The sequence below is a fragment of the Campylobacter geochelonis genome (assembly GCF_013201685.1).
Classification (GTDB): Bacteria; Campylobacterota; Campylobacteria; order Campylobacterales; family Campylobacteraceae; genus Campylobacter_B; species Campylobacter_B geochelonis.
The window spans coordinates 1,829,362-1,854,748 of the sequence record NZ_CP053844.1 but is presented as its reverse complement, the minus strand read 5'-3'; the positions used below and the strand labels follow the sequence as shown (position 1 = coordinate 1,854,748).

Annotated in this window: 20 protein-coding genes; 12 read left to right on the top strand and 8 right to left on the bottom strand. The window is 34.6% G+C overall.

Going from position 1 to position 25,387, the window contains the following annotated elements; translation table 11 throughout:
• Positions 1-112: 112 nt before the first annotated feature.
• The 7 genes from CGEO_RS08500 to CGEO_RS08470 all read right to left on the bottom strand — a co-directional run bounded on the left by CGEO_RS08500 (position 113) and on the right by CGEO_RS08470 (position 7,701).
• A complete protein-coding gene (locus CGEO_RS08500; protein ID WP_075540224.1) occupies positions 113-613 on the bottom strand; it encodes a TlpA family protein disulfide reductase in 501 nt (166 codons plus the stop codon).
• Complete coding sequence (locus tag CGEO_RS08495; RefSeq protein ID WP_075493199.1) at positions 613-1,314, bottom strand: ABC transporter ATP-binding protein; 702 nt, start codon at positions 1,312-1,314, stop codon at positions 613-615. The genes CGEO_RS08500 and CGEO_RS08495 overlap by 1 nt, the downstream gene beginning before the upstream one ends.
• On the bottom strand, positions 1,311-2,453 hold the full coding sequence (locus tag CGEO_RS08490; RefSeq protein ID WP_075540225.1) for an ABC transporter permease: 1,143 nt from the start codon (positions 2,451-2,453) through the stop codon (positions 1,311-1,313). The genes CGEO_RS08495 and CGEO_RS08490 overlap by 4 nt, the downstream gene beginning before the upstream one ends.
• Entirely contained in the window at positions 2,440-3,708 is a 1,269-nt protein-coding gene (locus CGEO_RS08485) for an ABC transporter permease (protein WP_075531455.1), read from the bottom strand. The genes CGEO_RS08490 and CGEO_RS08485 overlap by 14 nt, the downstream gene beginning before the upstream one ends.
• Positions 3,705-5,075, bottom strand: coding sequence for a Fe-S-containing protein (locus tag CGEO_RS08480; protein WP_075540226.1), 1,371 nt, complete (start codon positions 5,073-5,075; stop codon positions 3,705-3,707). The genes CGEO_RS08485 and CGEO_RS08480 overlap by 4 nt, the downstream gene beginning before the upstream one ends.
• A gap of 84 nt (positions 5,076-5,159) precedes the next feature.
• The gene (locus CGEO_RS08475) at positions 5,160-5,681 is read right to left on the bottom strand and encodes an iron transporter (protein WP_075493203.1); all 522 of its coding nucleotides are present in this window, start codon (positions 5,679-5,681) and stop codon (positions 5,160-5,162) included.
• A gap of 25 nt (positions 5,682-5,706) precedes the next feature.
• Positions 5,707-7,701 (bottom strand): FTR1 family iron permease, encoded by a 1,995-nt coding sequence (locus CGEO_RS08470; RefSeq protein WP_075540227.1) that lies wholly within the window; start codon positions 7,699-7,701, stop codon positions 5,707-5,709.
• A 667-nt stretch (positions 7,702-8,368) separates the two neighbouring features.
• Between CGEO_RS08470 and CGEO_RS08465 the strand changes: the two genes are divergently transcribed.
• From CGEO_RS08465 to CGEO_RS08420, 10 genes are all read left to right on the top strand, one after another.
• Positions 8,369-8,968, top strand: coding sequence for a 4Fe-4S dicluster domain-containing protein (locus CGEO_RS08465; RefSeq protein ID WP_075540228.1), 600 nt, complete (start codon positions 8,369-8,371; stop codon positions 8,966-8,968).
• A gap of 2 nt (positions 8,969-8,970) precedes the next feature.
• Entirely contained in the window at positions 8,971-10,938 is a 1,968-nt protein-coding gene (locus CGEO_RS08460) for a proton-conducting transporter transmembrane domain-containing protein (RefSeq protein WP_075540229.1), read from the top strand.
• Between the two features lie 10 nt (positions 10,939-10,948).
• Positions 10,949-11,869: a respiratory chain complex I subunit 1 family protein gene (locus tag CGEO_RS08455; RefSeq protein WP_075540230.1), complete on the top strand. Its 921-nt coding sequence runs from the start codon at positions 10,949-10,951 to the stop codon at positions 11,867-11,869.
• Between the two features lies 1 nt (position 11,870).
• Positions 11,871-12,515, top strand: a complete 645-nt coding sequence (gene hyfE, locus CGEO_RS08450; protein ID WP_172658133.1) for a hydrogenase 4 membrane subunit — start codon at positions 11,871-11,873, stop codon at positions 12,513-12,515.
• A gap of 2 nt (positions 12,516-12,517) precedes the next feature.
• The gene (locus CGEO_RS08445) at positions 12,518-13,993 is read left to right on the top strand and encodes a hydrogenase 4 subunit F (RefSeq protein WP_075540231.1); all 1,476 of its coding nucleotides are present in this window, start codon (positions 12,518-12,520) and stop codon (positions 13,991-13,993) included.
• A gap of 1 nt (position 13,994) precedes the next feature.
• The gene (locus CGEO_RS08440; protein WP_075540232.1) at positions 13,995-15,731 is read left to right on the top strand and encodes a hydrogenase large subunit; all 1,737 of its coding nucleotides are present in this window, start codon (positions 13,995-13,997) and stop codon (positions 15,729-15,731) included.
• On the top strand, positions 15,728-16,267 hold the full coding sequence (locus CGEO_RS08435) for a formate hydrogenlyase complex iron-sulfur subunit (RefSeq protein WP_075540233.1): 540 nt from the start codon (positions 15,728-15,730) through the stop codon (positions 16,265-16,267). The genes CGEO_RS08440 and CGEO_RS08435 overlap by 4 nt, the downstream gene beginning before the upstream one ends.
• Entirely contained in the window at positions 16,264-17,103 is an 840-nt protein-coding gene (locus CGEO_RS08430) for an NADH-quinone oxidoreductase subunit B family protein (protein WP_075540234.1), read from the top strand. The genes CGEO_RS08435 and CGEO_RS08430 overlap by 4 nt, the downstream gene beginning before the upstream one ends.
• Complete coding sequence (locus CGEO_RS08425) at positions 17,087-17,431, top strand: formate hydrogenlyase maturation HycH family protein (protein ID WP_075540254.1); 345 nt, start codon at positions 17,087-17,089, stop codon at positions 17,429-17,431. The genes CGEO_RS08430 and CGEO_RS08425 overlap by 17 nt, the downstream gene beginning before the upstream one ends.
• 158 nt (positions 17,432-17,589) lie before the next feature.
• Positions 17,590-18,450, top strand: coding sequence for a formate/nitrite transporter family protein (locus tag CGEO_RS08420; protein WP_075540235.1), 861 nt, complete (start codon positions 17,590-17,592; stop codon positions 18,448-18,450).
• A gap of 167 nt (positions 18,451-18,617) precedes the next feature.
• On the opposite strand, the gene CGEO_RS08415 is transcribed toward CGEO_RS08420, so the two are convergent.
• A complete protein-coding gene (locus CGEO_RS08415; RefSeq protein ID WP_075540236.1) occupies positions 18,618-19,256 on the bottom strand; it encodes a Crp/Fnr family transcriptional regulator in 639 nt (212 codons plus the stop codon).
• 267 nt (positions 19,257-19,523) lie between these two features.
• Here CGEO_RS08415 and CGEO_RS08405 point away from each other — a divergent pair, with 267 nt between their 5' ends.
• Positions 19,524-21,764, top strand: a complete 2,241-nt coding sequence (locus tag CGEO_RS08405) for a molybdopterin oxidoreductase family protein (protein ID WP_254062600.1) — start codon at positions 19,524-19,526, stop codon at positions 21,762-21,764.
• A 171-nt stretch (positions 21,765-21,935) separates the two neighbouring features.
• Positions 21,936-25,067, top strand: coding sequence for a PBECR3 domain-containing polyvalent protein (locus CGEO_RS08400; protein ID WP_075540239.1), 3,132 nt, complete (start codon positions 21,936-21,938; stop codon positions 25,065-25,067).
• Positions 25,068-25,387: the final 320 nt, after the last annotated feature.

Below are 25,387 nucleotides of genomic sequence, written 5' to 3'. Positions count from 1 at the left end.
TATATGCCAAAGAAGCTTTAATTTGATTTAAAAAATTTAAAATTTATAAACGAATATTAAATTTAAATTCTAGTTTAGCTATCAAGATACAAAAAAGCCAAATTTTCTAAATTTAAAGCAGAATTTTTATCTCATTTTCTATCACACTTTGTGGAACAAGCCCTAAAAATCGTTTTTTTATCTCGCCATTTTTACTAAAAACATATGTCGTTGGAGTCCCATAAACTCCGCCAACCACATCAGAAAAGTAATCGACTGATTTGCGGTTAGCTATAGTTAAAAAATCAACCCCTTTTTTCTTAAATTCACTTAGTTGAGTGTTTAAATCATCACTTCGTCCACCCATTAAACCTATGACTTTTATCTTGTCTTTATACTCTTTTGCTATGTTATTTAGTGCTGGAATTTGCGCCATGCACGCAACGCAGTCTGTGCTGTAAAAAAAGAGCAAAAATGGCTCATTTAAACCTGCGATTTTAAGCTCTTTTTTGCTCGCATCGTAGTTTGTATCTATGCCATTTTCATCATTTAGCGCCATGTGGTGCTGTTTGCTTAGATCAAAGCAACCCGCAAAAATTAATCCAACCACAACCAAAAAAGCAAATTTTTTCATTACTGTCCTTCATCTGTTTTATTAGCACAAAATCCAGCCTCGCCAGCTATGATTTTATCGATTTTACCGTGTTTTAGATAGACTATTTTATCGCCAAATTTACCAAGTTCTGGGTTGTGCGTGATAAGCAAAAGCGTTTTTCCCATACTTCTTAACTTGCAAAATAGCTCTAAAACGACTCTTTCGTTCTCTTCATCTAAATTTCCAGTTGGTTCATCTGCGATGATGATTTCTGGATCGTTTATAAGCGCTCTTGCTATACAAACGCGCTGTTGTTCGCCTCCACTTAGTTGGCTTGGCAAGTGATCTAGCCTATGTGCAAGTCCAACGTTTTGAAGTGCTTTTTTAGCATCATCCACATCAACGCTACTGTGATAATACTGCGCTAACATCACGTTTTCAAGCGCGTTTAGATATGGTATGAGATGAAATTGTTGAAAGACAAGTCCGATTTCCTCTCTTCTAAATTTAAGCACATCTTCAGGGCTTAAATTTGAAGCATCTTTGCCATTTATCAAATACTTTCCTTCGCTTGGGTTATCCATCAAAGAAAGGATATTTACAAGTGTGCTTTTACCACTTCCACTTGGTCCCATTATGCTTACCCATTCGCCTTTGTTTGCGCTAAAAGTTATATTTTCTAAGGCAGTCGTATCGCCAAAATACTTACAAATTCCATCTGTTTTTAAAATTTCCATCATTCACCTCTTAATAAATTTGCCATATTTGCATTTAGTGCTTTTTTTATCGGATAAAAGCTTGCTAAAAACGCAAAAACAAGCGAAACGATAATCGCCACAACCACGCTTATAAAGCGGAAATTTATAGTTGAGCTAAAAATCGCTTCACCTAAAATTTGAGCCAACAAAAACCCAGCAAAAGCCCCAACTATCGAAGCAAGCAATGCTAGAGTAAAAATCTCGCCAGTGTATAAATTTAGTATATTTTTCTTACTTGCTCCGATTGCTCTAAGAAGCGCAATCTCTTTTAAGCGAGAAAGAAGAATGCTACTAAGACTTGTATTTACACAAATAGCGGTTATGATAAGTATAATTATGCTAATTAGCGCCATTAAAAGCTTGATTTTATCTAGTATAGCGCCTTGTGATTTTGAAATTTTACTTACCGGTTCAAAGTGGATTTGTTTGTTTGATAAGTTTTTTGAAATTTGGCTTAGGTTTTGAAAATCTGTGTTTATGATGGCGTTTGAGTAGTTTATAAGCCCATCTTTTTTGAAAAATTCTTGTGCAAGAGAGAGCGAGATGATAAGCAAGTTATCCTCTTTTTCTCCATCATAAACAACGCCTTTTATGCGGACTTTTATGACATTGTTATCAAATGAGTTTTTTATCTCAACTTCATCGCCGACTTTAAAACCAGCGATTTTGGCTAAATTTACTCCAATTAGCGCGTTTTTGTTATCAAAGTCTAAATTTATCATCTTTCCGCTTTGCAAATCTAAATATGGCATAACCTTTTTTAAACTTTCAAAATTTACGCCCATTACAACAGCTGAGGTTGTGCCGATATTAGCGCTTGAGAAAAGAAATTTGCCCTGTGCTAAGACAAGCTCTTTTGGGATTTTAGAAAATGCTAAAGATAGATTTTTTTCTGATATGAAATTTTCCTTTTCAAAATCGCTTGGGCTTATGATAAGGTTTGCGCCATAGCTATTTAACTCTTTGCTAACTTTTGCGTCGATATCTGCATAAACGTTGATAAATGCCGAGCTTACGCACGCTCCTATCATAATGGCTATAAAAATCACAAGGCTTCTAAGACCTGAGTTTTTAAAGCTTTTAAGGATTGAATTTATAAAAAATATCTTATTTGCGTCCATATAAAGCCTTTGCTGGTAAAATATCTATAACGCTTTTAAGCGGTAAAATCGAACCTAAAATACAAATTAACACGCCAAATGCAACGCACAGTGGCAACACCATAAAACTAAAACCAACAAATGAGTCAAAAATTTGATAAAACAAAGCAAAGGAAAGCGCATATCCTAAAATCACGCCAAACATACTTGCTATCACTCCAACGACGACCATTTCTAAACAAAAATTTAGATAAATGCTAAAATTTGAAGCGCCAATAGCTTTTAAAAGTCCGATTTCTTTGGTACGCCTGTAAATTTCACTACTCATAAGCGAAGTTATGCCGATACTTGAGATAAGTAAAGCGATTATGCTAACTATACCCATTAGGCTTTGGATTTTTTGTGTTATTCCGCTTTGTGTTTGGCTCACACTTAGCACGCCTTTTGCAAGGCTAGATGGGAACTCTTCGCTGATTTGGTAGGCTATTGAGCTTACATAAGCAGAGCAATACCACTTATCATACTCAACGCTATCAAGGCTATCAAGATTTCTTCTTGCGCGAACTGAGAGATCGTTTTCTGGGATTGTCATCGCGCTAACTTCAGCCTTGTTTATAAGACCTGGTTTATCTAGTAAAATTTGGGCTAGTTTTAGGCTCATTACAACTTGATTTTTTTGCGTATCAGCGCCATGAAGTATGCCAGTAACGCTTACTTCGTGGTTTGCTAAATTTAGCTTATCGCCCACTTTTATACCATCTTTTTGCGCTAATCTATCGCCAACTATAACGCTTGTTAGGCTATCATCTTTTGGATACTCTCCATCTACATGCCAAAAGATATTTAGTTGAGTTACGCCGGTTTTGTAGTCGTTTTCATCGCTTATAGGGACATTTTTATCAAAATAAGTTCCTTGAATGCTATAAATTTTATCGCCACTTTTTACCTTGCCATCTAAAAAAGGTGCAAATGCTACGATGTTATTTCGCCAAAAAATCTCTTTTATGTGGTGCAAGTCTGCCTCTTTTAGATAATCTTCATTTTTAAGCGGCGAGTACTCTTTACCGCCAATCTCAACGCTTAGCGCGTTACTTTTTGGTAAAACTACGATGTTTGAGCCATATCCTCTTAGCTCTTTTGCTACCTCATCGCCGATTTTTAAAGTCATATTTAACATACAAGCTATCAGTGCAACGCTAAGTCCAACTGTGATAAAGGCTAGAAATTTTTGTGCTTTAGCGCGAAATAGCGAGTTTTTTATCATCGTAAAAATCATTTTCTCTCCTTTAGTCTACCATCTGTTGTAACGTAAAGCTCTGGATTTGTGCTAAATTTATCCATATTTTCTTGAGTTTTGAAAAAGTATGTTTTGCCATAGTATAGATATGTAAATTTAGTCTTTATGTTGCTAACTTTTTCTAAGCTAACTGGATCGGTTACCATTTTTTCGACTATTTTTGTAAAAAATACAGCGCCATCTTCTAGCGTTTTTTGTTTTACGCTAATTGTCTTGCCATCATAACTATACTCCATAGGTATGGGATTACAACCTCCTGCTTTTCCAACTGAAGGTAGGAAAATTCGTACATTACAAGAGATACAAATCAAATCATTTCCCTTTTTAACATAGCCCATATCTCCACAAATGCTACAAGCATCAAAAACGATAATAGGAGAGCTTTTATCAGCGTATCTGTTTAAAAGAAAAAACCTAACTTCATGCCCAGTATCGGTTACATAAGCGTAGCGATGAAGTTTGTTGTCTTTTAAGACGCTAACATCAAATTTAAACTCGCCATTAACTGGTTGGACTAGAGTTGGGGTTGAAATTTTTGGCGGCGCGGAAGCGATTAGATAAAAATATAGCATAAAAGATGAATTTAGTGCACAAACTAAGATAACCCAAACTAAAAGTCCGTTTGCTTTGCTTCTTGCTGCTTTGATTTGGCGAAATTTAATACTTCCAACTTCGCTTTTTATGGCACTTTTTGGGCGAGATAAAAATTCAAATAAAACGATAATAAATGCAAAAAAGCTAAAAATATATGGCAAAAAGCCGTTAAAATAAATAACTTTTGCAACTATTGAAAGCAAACTTGTATAGGTTTTAACAACTCCATTTTGCATTAAAAATAACACTAAAAACCCAGCTCTATCAACGATAAGCAAAACTATACTAAGTAAAAAAAGGCTAAATTTAAGCTTTTGGTTTTGGCAAAGATAGACGATAAAATAAAAACAAACTACTAAAATCAAGCCAAAAGCGATTAAAAACAGGCTTGTTAAACTAAGTGAGTCTAAAAGCTCGCCTTGAAAAACTGGAAAATTTGAACCAATCTCGCCGTAAATAAAGCCTTGCGCTATAAAAAGCAAGCATATGCAAACGAGTCTAAAAATTTTGCTTTTAAAAAACAAAGCCACAAAGCAAAGCACAAGCACCAAAATCAAAGCTAAATTTACAAAAAATATAACTTTTTGATCAATTAGCGCGTGTTTGCAAGCCTTAAAAATCAAAAAACCTATAATAGCAAAGATTATAGCCTTATAGATGTTTTTAAAACTCTCGCCTTTTGGCGTTAAAACCGCACCAACAAACGCTGGTGCTAAAAATGCTAACAGTACATGAACTAGATAAATCGACATTTTTAACCTTTAAATCTTTAAAAAAGCTCTTTTAAAAAGAAATTTTTTAAAGATTTGCCCACACAAACGCATGGGCAAAAAAAGCTACTCTTTTGGAGCGCCGGTGTATTTAAATGTATAACTTGCTGTAAATGGAGCAAACCATTTTGCAACGCCAGTTGCTTTATCAGCGTGGCGACCAAAGCCTTGTTTTTCAGGATTGTCTATCATAAATTTAAGCTCATAGTTACCAACGCCACCATCCATTTTAAGGTTAGCGCCATAGTGAGGCCCATCGCTTGCTACCATCGGCATTAAAGTTCCGGTTTTGATTTTGCCGTTATCTGTGTTTTTTAACTCATAAGCGATTTTTAGATATGGTATCCACTCGCCCTCGCCAAAACCGTTTGGGTTTCCTTTAGTAGCGTGGATATCAGCTTCTAAGTGGATATCTGAAAGGCTTGGAGCAAGGTCGATGCCTTTTGGTTCCATGTCGATTGGTTGAAGATATACTGCTGCTATTTCCATGTTGTTCATCTCAACTGGATCGCCGATTGGATGCTCTGCTGCAAAACTCATAACACTTGTAAGACCTAACGCTAAAGTAGCGCAAACTAATTTGTTCATTTTCTCTCCTTGTAAATAAAATTTATTAACTAATTTTTGCTTTTGCTTTCATTATAAATATACCGATAACTAAAATCGCTAAAAGTATAAGTTGAGGCACTAAACTCTCATAATATGGATAAACTCCTAGCCACTCAATCGTTAAAGCGCCGTTTATATGAGTCGGGATAAAGACTTTTCCTTCAACTAGCTCCATAACGCCTTTTCCGGTAAAGACAATCGACATATAAAAGATGATTGTCGATGTGATAAGGAAAAATGGTCGAATCGGGATTTTAACTGCGCTAAATTTAAATACAAAATAGACTATTATCAAAAGTACAAGCCCGACAACAAAACCAGCCGCAACCATAAACAAAAGGCTTGGCGTTTTTGCATCAAAAATCAAAGCTTGATAAAACAGCACAGTCTCAGCTCCTTCTCTAAATACAGCTAAAAACACAGTCCACCAAAGTGCCTTGCTTGAGCCACTACTTAGGCTTGAAGCGATATGACCTTTTATATAGGTATTCCACTTTTTAGCTCCTGCGTTTGAAAGAAGCCAAAACCCAACATAAAATAGTAGCAGCACCGCTACTAGCATGGTAGCTCCTTCGATGACTTCTCTGCTTTGACCTGCGTTTTCAAACATCAAATTTGCAAGATATGCAACAACAAAGCTAAGCACAACAGCAGTGCTTAGTGAGCTATAAACTATGCTAAGTCGGTTTTGGTTTCCTGTTTTTACGAGATATGCAACCACAGCAGCTACGATGATAAGGGCTTCAAAACCCTCTCTTAGGATAATTGTCAGTGAGTATAAAAACAAAGCCAATGGACTGTTTGAACCGCTTGTTTTTTCTAAGCTTGCGTTAAGCTTTGATATTAGCTCATCTTGAGCCTCTTTTACTCTTGTAGCGTCTGCGCCACTTTTCATCAATGCTACGATTTTACTAAAGCTTGCTTCGGTTGAGGTTTTTAAATTTATATCAATCGCACCAACTTTATTCTCCATCCCGCTTGCTTCATACTCATCAAAATATATGTCTTGAGAGTCGCTAATAGCGTCGTTTACTTCGCCATTTTTGTATTTTTCTAGGCTAAGAGCAAGTTTGGTTGCGATGTTTTTAACCACAGGAGCAAAATCAACTGATTTTTCTTCCTTGATTTCTACTTTTGGAGCAAGCGCGTAAGACTCGCTAGGAAGCTTAGCAACTGCAGTTTTTAGCAAATCATCTAAATCTTTCATATACAAATCAAATTTATCTTGAGTGAAAGTAGGTGAGTTTGAGATAAGGCTTCCCATGATTTGCTGAATTTGCTGGTCGAAATTTTGTGAGATATACTTTCTAATAGCGATTTCAAGCTGAGTGTTTCGGTAGAGGTTAAATTTAATCTCGTTATTTAAATTCAGCTTCAAATCATCAAATTTTTTGTTTTTAAAATCATCTTTAACAACTTGAAGTTTAGCTAAAATATCGCTATAAACCGCGTTCCACGGGTTTTGAGCTGTTTGATTTGCGTTTTGGTTTTCATTTTCGTTTTGGCTTGTTTGGGTTGGTTGGCTTTGCTTTGATGGTTGAGCGTTTTGGTTTGCTAAATTTGATGTTTTAGTAGCATCTGTTTGCTTTGCTAAAGTGTTTGAAGAGCTGTCGCTATACTCGCCAACAAGTCTTGTTCCAGCTTCGATAATTGGCAAAACTTCATCGATTTCTTTGGTTAAATTTGCTATCTTTGCTTCAATCTCCTCAACTGGAGCTTTAGCAACTATGGCTTTTCTGATTTGACCAAATTGCGCTTCCATGGAGTATGATTTTTTAGCTGATAAATTTATACGAATTCCGCCCTCTAAATTTTCAAAGTGGCTAAAATACGCAGTTTGCGTAAGCTCTTTTGCCTTTTGGATATCTCCTGCTTTATAAACTTCTATCACTTTTACAAAGGTATCTTCGATGTTTTTTGCTTCAAGCGCGTAGTCTGTTTTTGCAAATAGCAAGATGGGAAATAAAAATAACAAAGCGATTTTATATATATTTTTCATATCAATTTCCAGTAATAATTTAAAAAAACAGCTGTAATCCTACTCCTAAAAAACTTAAACTTTAATAAAGATTATCATTATTGCACTTTTTATATATCTAAAATTTAGATTAAAATATGATGAATTTATATAAAAATTTAAAATGATATTTTAAATTTAAATTTCGATATTATTAAAATATACTGAAATTTAGTTTTATCTATAAGCCTTAAGAAATTTTATAAATTTAATACTATATTTTTACTAAATTTGTAAATTTACATTTATGATAATAAATTTTTTATATTTAAATTAATTAATTATATTTTTTCTAACATAAAAGCCACAAAACAAAGATAAGTTTTTTATCTTTGTTCTATATATAAATATTCCTAATTTTAGGCAGTTATGAGCTATAATATACAGATTTGCCTAAATTTATATGAAGTAATAAAATTTAAAATCTCTCCACACAAATTTAAAAAAGCTACTTTTCTTATATAAATATAAAAATACAAAACTAATATAAAACAATAAGCTTATGTCAGATATATGACAGAATTTATTAGTTAAAAAATATAAAATTGCACAAGAAATTTTAAAAAGGTGGTTATCACTATGATTAAAAACCCAAACTTACGCGTTGTGATTTTTAAATTTCATTGCGTTGTATTATCAGGAGGAATTTATGAAACAGCATAAATTTGTGATTGCTGATTATAAGCGTTGTATTGGCTGTGCTACTTGTATGGCTGCATGTTTTAAAAGCGCTTATGAGAGGGGAAAGCTATCAAAAGCGCGATTAAGTGTATTAAGGGAAGCAAAAGGCGTTATGCCTGCGCAGTGTCGTCAGTGCGATGATGGGCCATGCGCTAATGTTTGTCCTACAGGTGCTCTTAGGTTTGATGATAGCTGTATCGAGCTTCATGAAGAGATTTGCATAGGCTGTAAGATGTGTACGATAGCTTGTCCATATGGCGCTATTAACTCAAGTGCAGAGCTTATGCCATCGGTTAATTACTCAGTTGAACCAAAGCAATATCTTGAGATAGAATCCCAAGCTGGAGCTAAAAATATAGCCATAAAGTGCGATATGTGTTATGGAAAAGATGGCGGTCCAGCTTGCGTTGATGTGTGTCCTACAAGTGCACTTATCATGATAGATCCTTTAACAAATCATCACAAACTAGGCAAAAAGATTGATGTTGAGTCTGCAAGTAGTCTTGTTAAAAGAGTGCTAACTGGTGCGAAAATATCTAGCTTAGATAGCCATAATAAAGGAGCTTAGCCATGATAAGTGTTTATGTTTTATTTCTTATAAGTTCACTTGTTAGCATTTTGCTTTATAACGTTCCAAAAATGGCTGTTAAAGTTGGCTTTGGACTTAGCGCGGTAAGTTGTTTTTATGGCATGAGCCATTTTGTGATTAGTATGGGTAAAAATGATAGCTTTGTTATGTTTGGAAATTTTTTATTTTCTCCAAATTTTGCACTAACTCCGCTAGGAAATTTCTTCAGTTTTGTTGTTGTTTTTATAGGTTTTGCAAGTAGTGTTTATGGTATGAGTTATGCTAAAGAGTATATAAATAAAGCAAACATAGGTGTATTTGCTTGCTTGTTTAACCTTTTTATCCTTTCTATGCTTTTAGTAATTAGCGCAAATAATGTCTTTTGTTTTATTGTTCTTTGGGAACTTATGACTCTTGTTTCATCATTTTTGATTTTAGTAAATGATGGGAAAGGCACACTAAAAGCAGTGATGATATACTTAGGCATAGCGCAAGTTGGAGCATTTTGCATTACTTGTGGGTTGCTTTTAATGGCATATTATGCCGGTAGTGCAGAATTTAGCGCATTTGCAAATCTTGCCATGCCACTACCTGTTTGTGTGGCGATTTTTATTTTATTTTTGGTTGGATTTGGTAGCAAGGCTGGTATGTGGCCATTTCATGTGTGGCTTCCTCTAGCTCACCCAGCAGCACCTTCAAATGTATCTGCCTTGATGAGTGGAGTTATGATAAAGGTTGCTTTGTTTGCGCTGGTTAAATTTACGCTATTTTTACCAATAAGTATATATTTTGGGCTTGCTATATTAATCCTTGGTGCTGCAAGTTCGCTTTTTGGTGTTTTATATGCACTTTGTCAGCATGATTATAAAGCACTTCTTGCTTATCACTCAGTTGAGAATATAGGTATTATTTTGCTTGGTTTTGGAACTGGAATTTATGGCGTTGCGGCTGGAAATGCTACTCTTGGTGCAATCGGCTTTTTAGCTGGATGCTATCATGTGGTAAATCATGCGATATTTAAAGGATTGTTGTTTTTATGTGCTGGTTCGGTTTTACACGCGACTCATACAAGAGATATGGACGTGCTTGGCGGACTTGCTAAAAAAATGCCATGGACTTCGGTTGGTATGTTTATAGGAATTATGGGAATAGCAGCTCTTCCTCCGGTTAATGGCTTTGTCTCTGAGTGGTTTACATATCAAGGCATGCTTCAAGGTGCGATGAGTGAAGGAATTTTTACAAGATATATATTTACTTTATCAGTAGTTGCGCTTGCTTTAACCGGAGTTTTAGTTGGAATGCACTTAAAGCTATATGCGGTAATTTTTGCAGGAACTCCACGAGATAAGAAAATTTGGGAAAATGCAAAAGAAAGTCCAGTGGGTATGATTTTAGGAATGCTTATCTTGATGATAGGTTGTGTTGGTTTTGGTATAGGAGCAAATTTTATAGTTTCTTATATAATGCAAGCTGTAAATTCAATCACTCCAAGCACTTACTCTGCAAATTTAGGCGCTACTTTAGTGACTTCACCATTAGGTAGTGCTATCTCTACACCGCTTATTGCTATTGTGCTTTGTTCAACTATGATTTTGCCTTTTTTGATTTTAGCTGTAATGAAAGCAAACAGAACAAAACCTAGAGAGACTGATCCGTGGGCTTGCGGATTTAAGTATAGTTCGCGTATGCAGATGACTGGCGGACCTTTTACTGGTGATTTAAGAAAGGTGGTTGATTGGCTATTTAAAGGACATAAAAAAATAGTGACAAATGGGTACTTTAGCCCAGTAGAGTATCATAACCACCCACAAGATATATGGTGGAGTTTGATATATAAACCGATAATAGAATTTATTAAAATGCTAGCTCAAAAGATAGGTGTTTTTCAAAATGGATATGCAAATGTATATACGCTTTATATCTTAATCTATCTTTGCGTAATCCTTGCAGTTAGCTACTTTGTGATTTAGGAGGCTAGTTATGCAAACCATACTTTTAATGATATTTCAAGTCGTTGTTATAGTTTTAATCGCACCTTTGTTTGATGGAATGGCAAGAAAGCTAAGAGCTAAGCTTCAGTCAAAGCAAGGAAGTGATTTTTTCCAGACATATCGCGATATTATAAAGCTTTTCAAAAGAAACAGAACTGTGCCAAAATGCTCCCATTGGGTCTTTAGGCTAGCACCATTTCTTTTATTTGCTACATCATCTGCGATTTTAGCTGCTATTCCTATAACTTATAGCAGCAATATGGCTTTTGGAGCTTACTCAGATATATTTGTTATCCTTTATTTGGGTGCACTTTTAAGATTTGTCTTTGGCTCAGCATCGATGGATAGTGGTAACCCGTTTGCTGCAACTGGTGGAAGTAGAGAGCAAATGATAGGTGTTTATGTAGAGCCAGTTATGATTATGTGTCTTATAGTTGTTATGCTAGCTGCTAAGACCTCAAATTTAGTCCAAATTCAGCAAATGGTAAAAGATGGAATAATCGGATATCAAATTCCTAGTTTTGCTGTCGCGTCAATAGCCTTTTTATGGTGTATGTATGTAGAAACTGGAAGAAAGCCATATGACTTAGCAGAAGCAGAACAAGAGCTTCAAGAGGGGGTTTTAGGAGAGTATGCAGGAGCTGATTTGGGATTAGTTCAAGCAGCACTTATCTTAAAACAGTTTGCGATGATAGGGCTGTTTTTAACCATATTTGAACCGTGGAATTTCTCAAATCCATTTTTAGCAATTATTGTATTTGTTTTAAAAGCTGGAGTTTTTTATGTAGCTGCTGTGTTTATCGATAACTTTGGTCCTAGATTTAAAATCGCATCCAGTCTTCGCAAAAACGCCCTTGCTGCATTGGCTATATCTTTTGTAGCTTTAACACTTTATGTAGTAGGAGTTTGAAATGGAAATGATAGATATTTTAGCTATATGTATGATAGTTACATCTTTGGCTGTGTTTGGGCTAAGAAATTTAAAGCTTTCGGTTGGAATTTACGCACTTCAAACAATGATTTTAGTAAGTATATTTACCATGCTTTCTGTTAAATTTAGTGCTCATCAGCTTGGAATGTGGGCTGTGGTGGCATTTTTTACAAAAGTTGTATTAGTTCCTACAATTCTTTTTTGTCTTATTAAAAAACTTAGCGTTATATCTGAAGATGAACCAGTTGGTGGGTTTTTTGTAAGTCCGGTTATTGCGATGGGATTTTCTTTGGCTATTGCTATGAGTATTTATCCTATATTTTTGGAATTTTCATTAATAAAAGAAAAAATTGTGCTAATAGCTGCTGTGACTGTTTTCATGATGGGGGTTTTTGGGTTTATGCTTAGAAACTCTTTTATAAAACAGATTTTAGCATACTGTTTGTTTGAAAATGGCATCCACTTAACTCTTGCTTTAATGGCTTATAACTCACATGAGCTTGTTGAGCTTGGAATTTTAACCGATGCAATTTTTGCTGTTATTATCATGAGTATTTTAGCGATTAGATTTTATAAGGCCTATGATAGCCTTGATACTTCTAAAGCTACAAATTTAAGGGGATGAAGATGGATAGTTTAACATTGATACTAATTTTGCCGCTTGTTGGCGCGTTGATTTTGTTTTTGTCTTCGAAAAATTATGCGACTTTAAGCATAATTCATGTTATTGTTTCTGGTATTACTTCGCTTGCTTTGCTTTTTAATGTTTATAAGGTTTTAGTAAGTGGAACGTTTTTTAGCTATGATAAATTTCTATTTCTTGATAGTTTGGGAGCTGTATTTTTAGTACTGATTGCTATAACTGGATTTTTAGTAAATTTATACTCAACTATATATATGAGATGGGAATTTGAAGAAAAGCATATAAATTTAGTTGATTTAAGAAGATATTATGGGCTTTGTCATGTATTTATTTTCACTATGACTTTAAGCGTGATTTGTAACAACATAGCTTTTATGTGGGCAGCGATTGAGGCTACGACTTTAGCATCTGTGTTTTTAGTAGCCATTCATAAAGATAAAAAATCAACAGAGAGTGGATATAAATATATAGTGCTTTGCTCAATCGGACTTGCGTTTGCGCTTTATGCTACAGTTTTACTCTACTCCGTAACTTTTACAACTACTCAAAACAGCGACACTGCGATGCTTTGGACGACTATTATGAGTAGTGCAAAAGGGCTAAATGAAAATGCTATGAAGCTGATATTTGTATTTGCTTTGATTGGATTTGGTACAAAAGCAGGACTTGCTCCAACTCATACTTGGCTTCCAGATGTTCACGCACAAGGTCCAGCTCCGATTTCAGCTCTTTTATCTGGAGTGTTGTTAAAATGCGCCATGCTTGCGATTTTACGATATTACGCAGTTACTGCTAGTGCGACTTCGTTTGAATTTGTGCAAAGTATTATGCTTATTTCAGGAACTATAACTTTGTTTGTGGCTGGTATATTTTTGATTCGACAACATGATGTAAAAAGAATGTTTGCTTATCACTCAGTTGTTCATATGGGAGTTATCGCTTTTGCTCTTGGAATCGGCGGAGAGCTTGGAGTATTTGCTGCGATTTTTCACTGTTTAGCTCATAGTTTTACTAAAGCACTTGCGTTTTGTTCAACTGGAAATATAGCTAGAATTTATGGCACAAAAGATATGACTAAAATGGGCGGTATGATAAAGATAGCTCCGGTTACGACTATTATGTTTGCAGCAGCGGTTTGCTCTCTTGTTGGTGTTCCTGCTTTTGCGATATTTGTAAGTGAGTTTTTAGTATTTAAAGGCGCGATTGTTACAGGACAATACTTTGCGGTTGCTTTGTTTGCAATAGCCCTTGCTATTATATTTATAGCAGACTTTTCACACTTTAACATGGCAAGTTTTGGTGAGCCTAAAGGCGAGGTATTACATAATAAAGAGATGAAATTTATAGAAAATCTTCCACTTATTTTGCTTTGTGTTTTAATCATAGTCTTTGGTGTTTGGCATGTAGATAGCTTTTTTACACTCGTTGAAAATGGCGTAAAAATTATAATGGGAGTTTGATATGCGTGGAGATAAATTTGTTGAAATTTTAAAAACTAAAGTAAAAGTACTTGAAGTTACTAGACAAACAGATGATCAAATAACAGTTCTGGTTGATAGAGGCGATTTGCCACTTGCAGTAAAAACGCTTTATTATGATATAGGCGGTTTTATATCTACAATGATACCAAATGATGAGAGAGCGCTAAATGGAAACTATGCACTTTATTATGCACTTTCTATGGAAGGTTCAAAAATGAGTGTGGATGATGATTTTGCTAGTGAAGACAAGTGTTTTATAAGCGTTAAAACTCTTATACCAGCAAATGACCCAACATTTCCATCTGTTACGCCTTTGGTTCCTGCTTGTATTTGGTATGAAAGAGAAGCTTTTGATATGTTTGGTTTAGTAGCTGAGGGCTTGCCTGATAAGAGGCGTTTGGTTTTAGCTGATGATTGGCCAGATGGATTATACCCACTTAGAAAAGATGCGATGGATTATAGATATAGACCAGACCCAGTTACTCATGAAAATGAGCCAGATGCACAGTTTTTGTTCCCTAGCGGAGATGGTGTGGTTGATGTACCGCTTGGACCTTTGCATGTTACGAGCGATGAGCCAGGGCATTTTAGGTTATTTTGTGATGGTGATGAGATTATAGATGCTGATTATAGGCTGTTTTATCAGCATCGTGGCATGGAAAAACTTGCTGAGAATAGAATGAATTATGATCAAATGGGATATTTGGCTGAACGAGTTTGCGGAATTTGTGGTTATGCTCACGCGATTGCTTGTATTGAAGCGGCCGAAAAGGCAATCAGGCTTGAAATTCCACTTCGCGCACAAGCTATTAGAGTTATTTGCCTTGAGATTGAGCGTCTTCATAGCCATCTTTTAAATATCGGTTTGGCTTGTGAAGTTACTGGTAATTACAATGCGTTTATGCATATATTTAGAGTTCGTGAATACTCGATGGAGTTGGCTCAACTTGTAACTGGCGGTAGAAAGACTTATGGAAATGTTGTAATGGGCGGGTTAAGACGCGATATGACAAATAATGAGATTAAAAAATCAATCCAGATAATTAACAACCTTGAAAATCAAATAACTGAAATTTGGGATGCGGTTATGGAGGATAAGCGTCAGATTGAGCGTTGGAAAGGTGTTGGAATTTTAGATAGACAAATAGCGCGCGATTTTAGCCCAGTTGGACCAAATATGAGAGCTAGTGGATTTAAGCGAGATAACAGATATGACCATCCATATGACTTTTTTAAAAAGATTGAATTTAAAGTAGCGGTTGAGCATGGGTGCGATGTATTTAGTAGGGAGATGGTTAGATATAAGGAGCTTAAAAGTTCTATTTCTATCATTCGTCAATGTCTTGAGCTTATGCCTCAAACTCCTATTATGATAGATCCAAAAACTATGATAAAACCTGAAAATTTTGCTCTTGGACATGATGAAGCGCCACGAGGCGAAAATGTACACTGGATAATGCAAGGGAGCGCACAAAAGGTTTATCGTTGGAGATGTAGAGCAGCTACGTATAATAACTGGCCAAGTCTGCGTTATCAGTTTCGAGGAAATAATATCTCAGATGCTGCACTTATAGTCTGCTCTCTTGATCCTTGTTATTCATGCACTGAGCGTATAACAGTTGTCGATATAAGAAGCAAGAAAAGCAGGGTTTTAAGCGAAAAAGAGCTTAAAAAATTTTGTCAAAACGGCAAAGTAGATAAGAAGGATTTAATATGATGAAGTTGTTTGATATAACACAAAAGTATGGAAAAGCAACGTACGCATATCCGTTTGAGCCTTATAAAGTGCAAGAAAATTTCCGTGGGCAACCAACATATACTTATGAGCTTTGCATAGGTTGTGCAGCGTGCGGAGTGGCATGTCCAAGCAATGCGATTGAAGTGAAGATGAATGAGAGTAAAGATAAGCTTATCTGGCGTTTTGATTGTGCTCGTTGTATATTTTGTGGGCGTTGTGATGAGGTTTGTCCAACAAGAGCTGTTAAGCTAAGTGATAGTTTTGAACTAGCTGTTAAATTTGATAAAAGTGCGTTGATTCAAAAAGGTGAGCTAGAGATACAAAAATGTAAATGCTGTGGCAAACCTTTTGTATCTAAACGGCTCATAAATTATACTTTTGAAAAACTTAGCAGTGCAAATTTACTTCCAGATAGGCTCGAAGAGGCAAAAGAGTATCTTTATATATGTCCAGAGTGCAAAAAAGCAAATAGTGTTAAACGCATCACAAGAGGCGAAGAAAAGGGTATGAAATGAGTATTTATCAAGTTCCTAAAGATATAAGCTCGGCAAATGACTTAACAGCTAAGCTTGAGCATCTAAAAAATATCAAAAGAAGTTTTAGCGTTTATAGAATTGATTGTGGAAGTTGTAATGGCTGTGAGATTGAAATCTTTGCTGCTATTACTCCGATGTGGGATCCAGAGCGTTTTGGGTTTAAACTTGTTGCAAATCCACGCCATGCTGATATACTAATCTGCTCCGGTCCAGTTACAAGACAGATGTATTATCCGCTTTTACGGGCCTATGAAGCCACTCCAGATCCAAAGATAGTAGTTGCATTTGGTGCTTGTGGAAGTAGTGGAGGTATTTTTTATGATGCTTATAGTGTATGGGGTGGGGTGGATAAAATTATCCCTGTTGATGTTTTTATCCCTGGTTGCCCACCACACCCAGCAAGTGTGATTTATGGGCTTGGAATGGCTCTTGGCATAATAGATCAAAAACTAAAAGAGCATAGCTATGATAATGATACAACCCTAGCTCCACAAGTAAAGCAATCAATCATAGGAAATATACTCTTTGAGCGAGATTTGCAAGCTGAGTCTAAGAGGCTTATGAGCTATGTATTTGGCAGAGTGCTTTTTGAAAAATACATAAAAGCCATTAAAAGTTCAAAAGATATAAAAGATGCTTTACTTACTAAAAATGCTCTTATAGAAGCAATTCACAAAGAAGACGATCCTCGATATGCTGAGTGTATGGCGATTTTACATAATGAAATATATCTAAAATATATAAAAGCGACTGATGAATTTAGTATTGATACACAAAAAGAAATTTGGGATAAACAAAATGATACACGTTTTTAAACTCACCAAAAGGCACGTTGATACAAACAAAGATATGCCAAAAGTGCTTAAAGATATCAAGCTTTTTTCAACTTGCGTTGGACATGGAGTAGGTACGATTGATTTTAGCCAAAAGGTTTTAGAAATCAGTGATGATGAGTATGAAATGATGATTAAGCATTCCAACGATTATGTTAAATTTAAAATAGGAAATTTAAGCAAGTATTTTGAGATTGAAATTTTTCCAGAGCATGCAGCTAAGCTTTTGCCCGGTCTTTGCGAGTGTAAGCTAAAAGATGCTTTGCTAAATTTTCATGAAGGATATCTTGTGCTTAGAAAGGATTTTTAAGATAAAAATCTATATGAATTTAAAAGATTAAAAGAGTTTAAGTGTTGGCTTTGCGCGTTAGCACAAAAGCTTTGGGTATAAATTTCATTTTATTTGTAAATTTAGATGAAATTTATTTGTTGAGCAAGGCTCAACTAAGGTAAAAGAAAGGAAATAAAATGTTAAATCCTGCACAAACCGCCGAGGCGATATCGGGTTCAATGGAGCATAAGGCGCACACTCCTATGATGAGTGTTGTTTTTCTAGCCATTATGGCAGGAGCTGCTATAGCGATGGGAGATATATTTTGGGCGCATTCTACTGTAGGAATGGCTGAAAAACAGTCAATCGGTATGGCAAATTTTATAGGTGGCATTACGTTTAGTTGTGGTTTGATGATGGTTGTGTTTTATGGTGGGCATCTTTTTACAAGCTCTGTTCTTTCAGGTGTTAGTGCATATGATGGTAAAGTTGGGATAGAAAAAACTATAGCTTATTGGGTTGTGGTTTGGGTTTGTAACTTTATAGGTGGCGCGTTGATTGCTTATATGTATTATTACTCTGGATTGCCTTTTAAATTTGATGCTTATATATTAAAACATTTCGTTCCATCGGGTATTGTTAAAGTTACTGATCCGTTTCATGAACTTTTTATACGAGGTATATTTTGTAATGTTTTTGTATGTATGTCTATCTGGACTGCGACTTCAGAGAGCAATTTATCTGGTAAATTTTTTGCGATTATGTGGATGATAGGTGCGTTTGTGGCTTGTTCTATGGAGCACTGTGTGGCAAATATGTTTATAATCACAGAAGCAATCATCGCTAAAGCTCACTATATAGCTGCAGCTGGTGGAGATTTAGATGCGGTAGCAAAAATGCTTCATGTAAGTGTTGATGGCTTAAAAGAGCTAACTTGGGGAAATTTCTTATGGAAAAATTTGCTTCCTGTTACTCTTGGAAATATAGTTGGAGGTTTATTTTTTGTAGGGCTAGTCGGCTTTATGGCTAACAAATTTGATATGAAAAAAAACGCTTAAGTTTTATTTTAAATGCAATTAGAGTAGTTTAACCCTAATTGCATTTTTTGCAAATTTATTTTTTAGGCTTTTGAAGTTATTTTTATAGTAATTTTTACTTTGAATTTAGATAAATTTACTAAAGCTTGCATAAATTTAGCTTTTTTAACCATATCATACTTTAAATTTTAGTTTTTATAACTTTCAAGCTTTTTATAATCTATGATTAAAAACTCATGTTGTGTGATTTTACGAAGGATTCCATCTTTTATAAGCTCGTTAAATGCAGTTGAAGCGCTTTGTCTTTTAAGCCCGACAAACGATGAAAGCACCTTTAATGAAAATGGCAAAAAGATGTATTTATAACCATTTTGATTTAAATTTTGCTCATTTGCAAGTTCTATTAAAAAGCTTGCGATTCTGCCTTTTGCATTTTCAAAAAGTATTGATTTTATGATTTGGCGTTGCACTACGACGATGTTTGTCAGCGTTTTAAAGTAGGCGTTACTAAATTTGGCATTTTTAAACAGCTCATCTAACGACTCGATTTTCATAGAGTAAATTTCGCTATCTTCTAGGATTTCTATCGCGCATGTTTCATCAAGTATGGTTATGTTGTTTTTGGAAAGATGATAGATGATAAACTCCTCTCCATCTTCAAAAAATGAAAGTTTTGCCAAACCGCTTTTAAAAACTATGATTTTTATCTCATCGCTATAAAGGATATTTCCTTTTTTTAAAAATTCGTGATTAAATTTAGAAATTTCAATCTCATCTAACTTATCTACAACTTCAATTTCAAGTAGTCCTAAACGAGATGTTTTCAAATTTAATTTCCTAAACTAATTTTAAAATTTTATTTTATCTTGATAACTTTAAATAAAATTTAAAGTATTAATTATTTAGTTTTGTATTTAGTTACATTAAATATAAATTTTAATAAAGTATAATATAAAAAAAGCGTTAAAATAGCAAAAATATCTATAAATATTAAAATTATTTTAAAGAAAAATATTAATTTTAAAATTAAATTTATTTTTCCGGTGCTATAATTTCTAATATCAAAATTAGTCGACGAAAGGGGATGATAATAGATGCAATCAGTTGTAAAAACCACTTGCCCATACTGCGGAACGGGCTGTGGTATAGACTTATACGTGCAAGATGGCAGAATCGTAGATGCAAAGCCTACTTTACATCATCATGTAAATGATGGGGAGCTTTGCTTAAAAGGAATGTTTGGCTGGGAATTTGTAAATTCTAAAAAACGTATCACAAAACCGATGATTAGAAAAAAAGATGGTGTTTATGATAAAAATGGCACTTTAGTAGAAGTTAGTTTTGATGAGGCTTATGATTTTGTAGCTAATAAATTTAAAGACATAGTTCAAAAACATGGCTCAAATGCGATAATGGGATTTAGTTCTGCTAGATCAAATAACGAAGATAACTACACTTTTCAAAAATTTTTTCGTGCATTAGGAAGTAACAACGTAGATCACTGTGCTCGTCTTTGACACGCTCCGACAGTGGCAGGTCTTGCCAACACTTTAGGAAACGGAACGATGACAAATGATTTAGTTGAGTTTGCAACCGATACAGATGTGTTTTTCTTAATCGGAACAAATACAAGCGAATGTCATCCTATAATCGCTATGCAGATGCAGCGTGGACTTGAACGTGGCGCTAAGATGATAGTTGTAGATCCAAAATGCACAGATATGGCTAAAAAAGCTGATATCTACCTTCAAATTCCAGTTGGTGCAAACATTAAGACACTAAATACAATCATGAATGTGATAATAAGCGAAAATTTACAAGATAACGAGTTTATCGCAAACCATTCGCATGGATATGAATACCTAAAAGAAGCGGTTAAAGAGTATACGCCTGAAAAATTTGAAGCCGACACTGGTTTGAAAAAAGAGTTGATTATCCAAGCTGCTAGAATGTATGCTAAGGCGAATGCGGCTGCTATTTGCTATACAATGGGGATAACTCAGTTTACTGATGGAACTTCAAATGTGTTTTCTTTATCAAATTTAGCTATTCTTACTGGAAATTTAGGCAAAAAAGGTGCTGGAGTAAATCCGTTGCGTGGGCAAAACAACGTCCAAGGCGCATGCGATATGGGCGCGTTACCAAACTGCACTCCAGCTGGAGCAGTTGATAGCCCATATGCTAGAAATCAAGCTAGAAAAGTATGGCACTTCGAGTTAAATCCAACTCCAGGTATAAAACTAACCCAAGCTCCAGATAAAATGGATAGTGGTGAATTAAAACTTTTATATGTTTTTGGCGAAAATCCGGTTATGAGTGATCCATGGACCCAACATTTTATCCACTCTGTGCATAAGCTTGATTGTTTTATTGTGCAGGATTTGTTTTTAACAGAAAGCGCACAAAAAGCTGATGTTGTCTTACCTGCGGCTGGTTGGGGCGAAAAGGATGGAACGTTTATCAACACTTCAAGAAGAGTTCAACGAACAAGAATGGCTAGCAAGCCAGTTGGTGGCGTTGAGCCAGACTGGAAAGTGGTTTGTAATATCGCAAATCGCATGGGACTTGATGGCTTTAACTTTGGAAATGCTGAACAAATTTGGAATGAGATTAGAGAGCTTATGCCTAAATTTTTTGGTGGTATTAGCTACTACAGGCTTGATAAACTTGGCGGGATTAGTTGGCCATGCCCTGATGAAGAGCATCCTGGAACTCCAGTTCTTTATGCTGATAAAAAATCAATGCTTCCAGATACTAAATTCAGGCTCGTTCCTGTGGTCTATACAGATGATAAGACAAAGCGAAAAGAGATAGAAAAAGAATTTAGAGCAAGGACTAAAATGCCAGATGAGTATCCTTTAGGTAGTGGAACGCTAAGTGAAATTCCTGATGAAATTTATCCTTGTTTGTTTACTACTGGACGCAAGGTTTACCACTATCACACTGGAACTATGACTAGAGAATGCCCGGCTTTAGAGTATGGTGCTGGTATAGATGGCGCTTTGATAGAAGTAAGCCCAGATATAGCTAGAGAAAGAGAGCTTGAAGATGGTTGTTATGCGCTAGTGCAAAACAAACGAGGAAAAATAGCAGCAAAACTTCGCATAAATAATGATTTGCGCGAAGGGACGATATTTACGACGTTTCACTATAGTGAAGCAGATGGAAACGAACTTGCAAATGCTGGCGATACAGATCCGTTTTCTGGTATCGCGCCACTTAAGATGACTATAGCAAATATCAAAAAGCTAAATGAAGATGAATTTTTAAAATTCAGAGAGCAAAACGAGATGGATATGCACTCTGAAACCCCATATTTATCAAGAGTTAGATAATACAAAGGCTCAAATTTGAGCCTTTTAACTTAAATTTTATACGTTTATTTTTTGTGTTTGCATACTTGTGGTGCGAATGATAGTAGAGAAAAGTGCAAGTGTTTTGTCTTTGGCTAGTATTTATTTGCTTTAAAACACGCATTACTTGCTGGTCTTAAAAACTCAAAGAATATGGAAGAAGCGGTATTAAATATATCTAAAATTTCAACCGAAAATCTTGACACTCCTACCAAAGAGGCATTAAAGAATTTTAAATCTGAAATATCAAATTTAGAAAAAGAGTTTAAAAATACTACGAAAGATATAGATGAAGTCAGCGATGTAATTAAGGCTGATGAAATTAACCAAAACACTAAAGCTGATATAACCAAACAAAGCACATTAGATGAGATAGCACAAGTAGCAACTAAGCCAACATTTAAATCTAAAATTTTACAAAATCATTTAAACAACGATGGAACTTTAAAAGTTAAATCAGATGAGATAAACGGCGATGGCTTTGTGATGAAAAAAGATGGCAAGATGATTTTTACTGATAAGGTTAAATTTGAGTTAGGAGAATATCTTAAAAACAATATAGATATAAACGAAAATCCAATAACTGCAAGTCTTAATTATCTTTTTACTCATCATAAATTAGATGGAATGTTTAAAAGCCGTAGAGAGGTTAAACAAGCTATTGAAGATGTGCTTGATGGTATACCAAATATCATAAGAAAACAAAGTGATGGAACATATTATTTTGCAAAAGCTATGAAAATAGAACCTACAAATAAAAAAAGTTTTATGAAAGATATGGTTATAGAACCTAAAAGCGATGAAAACTACATAAAACACGTTAATCAAAAAGCTTTTAATAAAGAGATGAGAGAGACAATAGGCGGTGAGGGCGTCCACTCCTCACGCTTCCCTCAAGGGGCGAAGACGCTGGGTAATAACCCTGAGCTAAACAAAATTAGCTATTCGCCTATTGCTAACGATATTATACCACAAAAGACTAAATCAGATGAGATAAACGGCGATGGCTTTGTGATGAAAGTAGATAATTCTAAGCCTATGAGTGATTATAATGTAAAATTTGATGTAAGTCCAAACATTAGAGCTTTATCAAAGCTAACAACAGATGAAATTAGTGCTGATTTAGAGTATTTAGCTAATAAGCACCCTGAGATGTTTTCAAAACCTAGTGATGTATTTAGACTAATAAAAGAGATAAAGGAAAATCCAACATTTTTTTATAACAACAATAGACTTGATTATGCTTTGATAGTAAAAAGGCTTGAAAAAGTAAGTAAAGAAAAAGACGCTGGTATTATCCAAACTTTCACCCAGCAAGGTAACAAACTTGATAATCAAGGCTTGGGCTACCAAACTGATGAAATTATACCACAAAAGACTAAATTTGATGAGATAACATCTAGTATACTAAGTAGTCCGCAAACAGGGCGAGATATGTTTTTAGTAGGCAAAGATAACCTAAATGCCGATTTGTTAAAATGGAGCATAGATAATAACCGTAAAATAGCAGTTGACAAACTAGATGTAGCACAAGCTAAAGAGTTAGGATTTAAATACCCTGATGATGTTAGGCGCACAATTAATCCAGATGAGATAAAACATACTCTTAAAAATCACGGAAAAGAGAGTGAAGTTTTAAGAGGTCAAGATGTTATTACTTTTGAAGATATTGCCAAATATAGAGATTTGGTAGAAAACCCTGATAAAATTCGCATAGGAAAAACCAAACAAAATAACACAGCTATTATCAGTGCAAAGCAAATAAACGGACACTATATCATTGTTGAAGAGGTGCAAAAAGGCAATAATGAATTAGCATTTAAAACAATGCGAAAAATGAAAGGTAATGTAAATGATAGTAAGTTGTTTCAGAGTGTAGCAGACACTAAAACTAGTGAAAGTCTTGCATTTGAGGGTTATAAGCCCACCGCTCAGAGAGTCCTACACCCTGATAGTGAAATTATACCACAAACTATATCTAAAAACAACAAAAGAACGCCTGCCGGTATGATTCCTAAAAGCTTAAAACCTAATGAAGTAAAGATTTTAGAAAGATTAAGAAGTGGTTATAAAGACATTCAATCATCATCACCATTAATAAAATCTAATATTTCGCATATTAGAAGCAAAATTCAAACAGAGTTTAACATCAATCCTATAAAAGAATTTGGCACTAATTACGCTGAGTTTTACCACGATGGAATAAGTGCTATTAAAAAACTACTAAATGAGAAACAAGGACAAGTTGCAGGAGCGTTTAGTAAAGAGAACTTAGGCGATATTGATTTGGTTTGGGGCGAGATAACAGATGCTAAAACTCATAAAGGATTTGGGTTGGCTCATATTATCGATAAACATCCAGAAATTACACCTAAAATTTTCAATGATATTATAAATAAAGGCAAATTATCTACTAAATGGGATGGTGGCTATAATATAGAATTTGATGGTTATATTGTCGGTATTAATAAAGGTTGGAATAAAAATGGTAAAAAAGTTGCGAATAATAACTGGGTTGTAACTGCTTTTGATAATACAAAAGATAGGGTAAGTAGCAAGACAGCACCCTCTGCTACTTTTACAGATGGAAAGGCTACTCCATCTAACCCTAATAATAGCATTATACCACAAAAGATTAAATTTGATAAAACGCCATCGACAAATGATACAAAAATAGAAAAAATAGATGACTTTGGAGAAAAAATAGGTGGTGCTAGAAAAGACTTAGGCATAAAGCACTCCATAAAAAAGCTTACTAGTGAAGATAAAACAAACTTATTAAAAGATGAGTTAATCAAACCACAAGAACTTTTTGAATATGATGAGTATAAAAGTTTATTTAATCAGCCTATAGAACCTTTAAGTTATAAAACAACAGATGGAACTAAATCAGTCCCTCAAAATATTTATTTAACAGTTAAGAACGGCAAAATAAAACCTATCATAGGCATAAGTAAAAACAATCTAATCTTAGAACCATCAACAAAAAAAGTCTATGATTTAAAAAGTGGATTATTTACAGATGGAGCTTTTGTTGATTGGCTTGATAATAGTAAAATGATTGATTATATGAGCGATGATAAAACTGTAAAAAACTTTCAAAAACGATTAAATAAGGCTAAGAAAAATGCTAATACAAACCATTTTATATTAAATGATGAAAATGGAATATTAAAGAGTTTAAAAGATGAGATTATACCACAGGCTAAATTTGATAATAAAGAGTTTAAATCGCCACTATTAAATAAGTTGCTTAATGATAAAAAGAAGCTAAAAGGCGAGTAAAACTTAAGATTGTTTTTAGTCCCAAATGTAGTCCCATTTAGTCTTAAATTTCAATAAAATTTAAAAAAATTCATTTATATCGAAATAAACAAATATAAATTTAAATATCAGCTAAATTCAAGGACAAAAAACCATTTTAGCGGCTCTAATAAGATTTGTAAAAAGCGATGAGATGGGGATATTTTATAGGAAGTGGTGGTTAGAGGCAATCTCAAAAGTGCCACCAAATCTCGATATATCGGCATTTCGTGCTTTTTAGTCAGCTATTTTTTAAGGGTGACTAAAAATCTTAAAAAAACAGTGTTAAAATGAGTCAGAAA

Coding starts and splice junctions, on each gene's coding strand:
- hyfE (WP_172658133.1), top strand. CDS start 11,871: ATGGAAATGATAGATATTTTAGCTATATGTATGATAGTTACATCTTTG.
- CGEO_RS08445 (WP_075540231.1), top strand. CDS start 12,518: ATGGATAGTTTAACATTGATACTAATTTTGCCGCTTGTTGGCGCGTTG.
- CGEO_RS08470 (WP_075540227.1), bottom strand. CDS start 7,701: ATGAAAAATATATATAAAATCGCTTTGTTATTTTTATTTCCCATCTTG.
- CGEO_RS08500 (WP_075540224.1), bottom strand. CDS start 613: ATGAAAAAATTTGCTTTTTTGGTTGTGGTTGGATTAATTTTTGCGGGT.
- CGEO_RS08420 (WP_075540235.1), top strand. CDS start 17,590: ATGTTAAATCCTGCACAAACCGCCGAGGCGATATCGGGTTCAATGGAG.
- CGEO_RS08485 (WP_075531455.1), bottom strand. CDS start 3,708: ATGATTTTTACGATGATAAAAAACTCGCTATTTCGCGCTAAAGCACAA.
- CGEO_RS08435 (WP_075540233.1), top strand. CDS start 15,728: ATGATGAAGTTGTTTGATATAACACAAAAGTATGGAAAAGCAACGTAC.
- CGEO_RS08475 (WP_075493203.1), bottom strand. CDS start 5,681: ATGAACAAATTAGTTTGCGCTACTTTAGCGTTAGGTCTTACAAGTGTT.
- CGEO_RS08400 (WP_075540239.1), top strand. CDS start 21,936: ATGGAAGAAGCGGTATTAAATATATCTAAAATTTCAACCGAAAATCTT.
- CGEO_RS08460 (WP_075540229.1), top strand. CDS start 8,971: ATGATAAGTGTTTATGTTTTATTTCTTATAAGTTCACTTGTTAGCATT.
- CGEO_RS08425 (WP_075540254.1), top strand. CDS start 17,087: ATGATACACGTTTTTAAACTCACCAAAAGGCACGTTGATACAAACAAA.
- CGEO_RS08440 (WP_075540232.1), top strand. CDS start 13,995: ATGCGTGGAGATAAATTTGTTGAAATTTTAAAAACTAAAGTAAAAGTA.
- CGEO_RS08430 (WP_075540234.1), top strand. CDS start 16,264: ATGAGTATTTATCAAGTTCCTAAAGATATAAGCTCGGCAAATGACTTA.
- CGEO_RS08455 (WP_075540230.1), top strand. CDS start 10,949: ATGCAAACCATACTTTTAATGATATTTCAAGTCGTTGTTATAGTTTTA.
- CGEO_RS08465 (WP_075540228.1), top strand. CDS start 8,369: ATGAAACAGCATAAATTTGTGATTGCTGATTATAAGCGTTGTATTGGC.
- CGEO_RS08495 (WP_075493199.1), bottom strand. CDS start 1,314: ATGATGGAAATTTTAAAAACAGATGGAATTTGTAAGTATTTTGGCGAT.
- CGEO_RS08480 (WP_075540226.1), bottom strand. CDS start 5,075: ATGTCGATTTATCTAGTTCATGTACTGTTAGCATTTTTAGCACCAGCG.
- CGEO_RS08490 (WP_075540225.1), bottom strand. CDS start 2,453: ATGGACGCAAATAAGATATTTTTTATAAATTCAATCCTTAAAAGCTTT.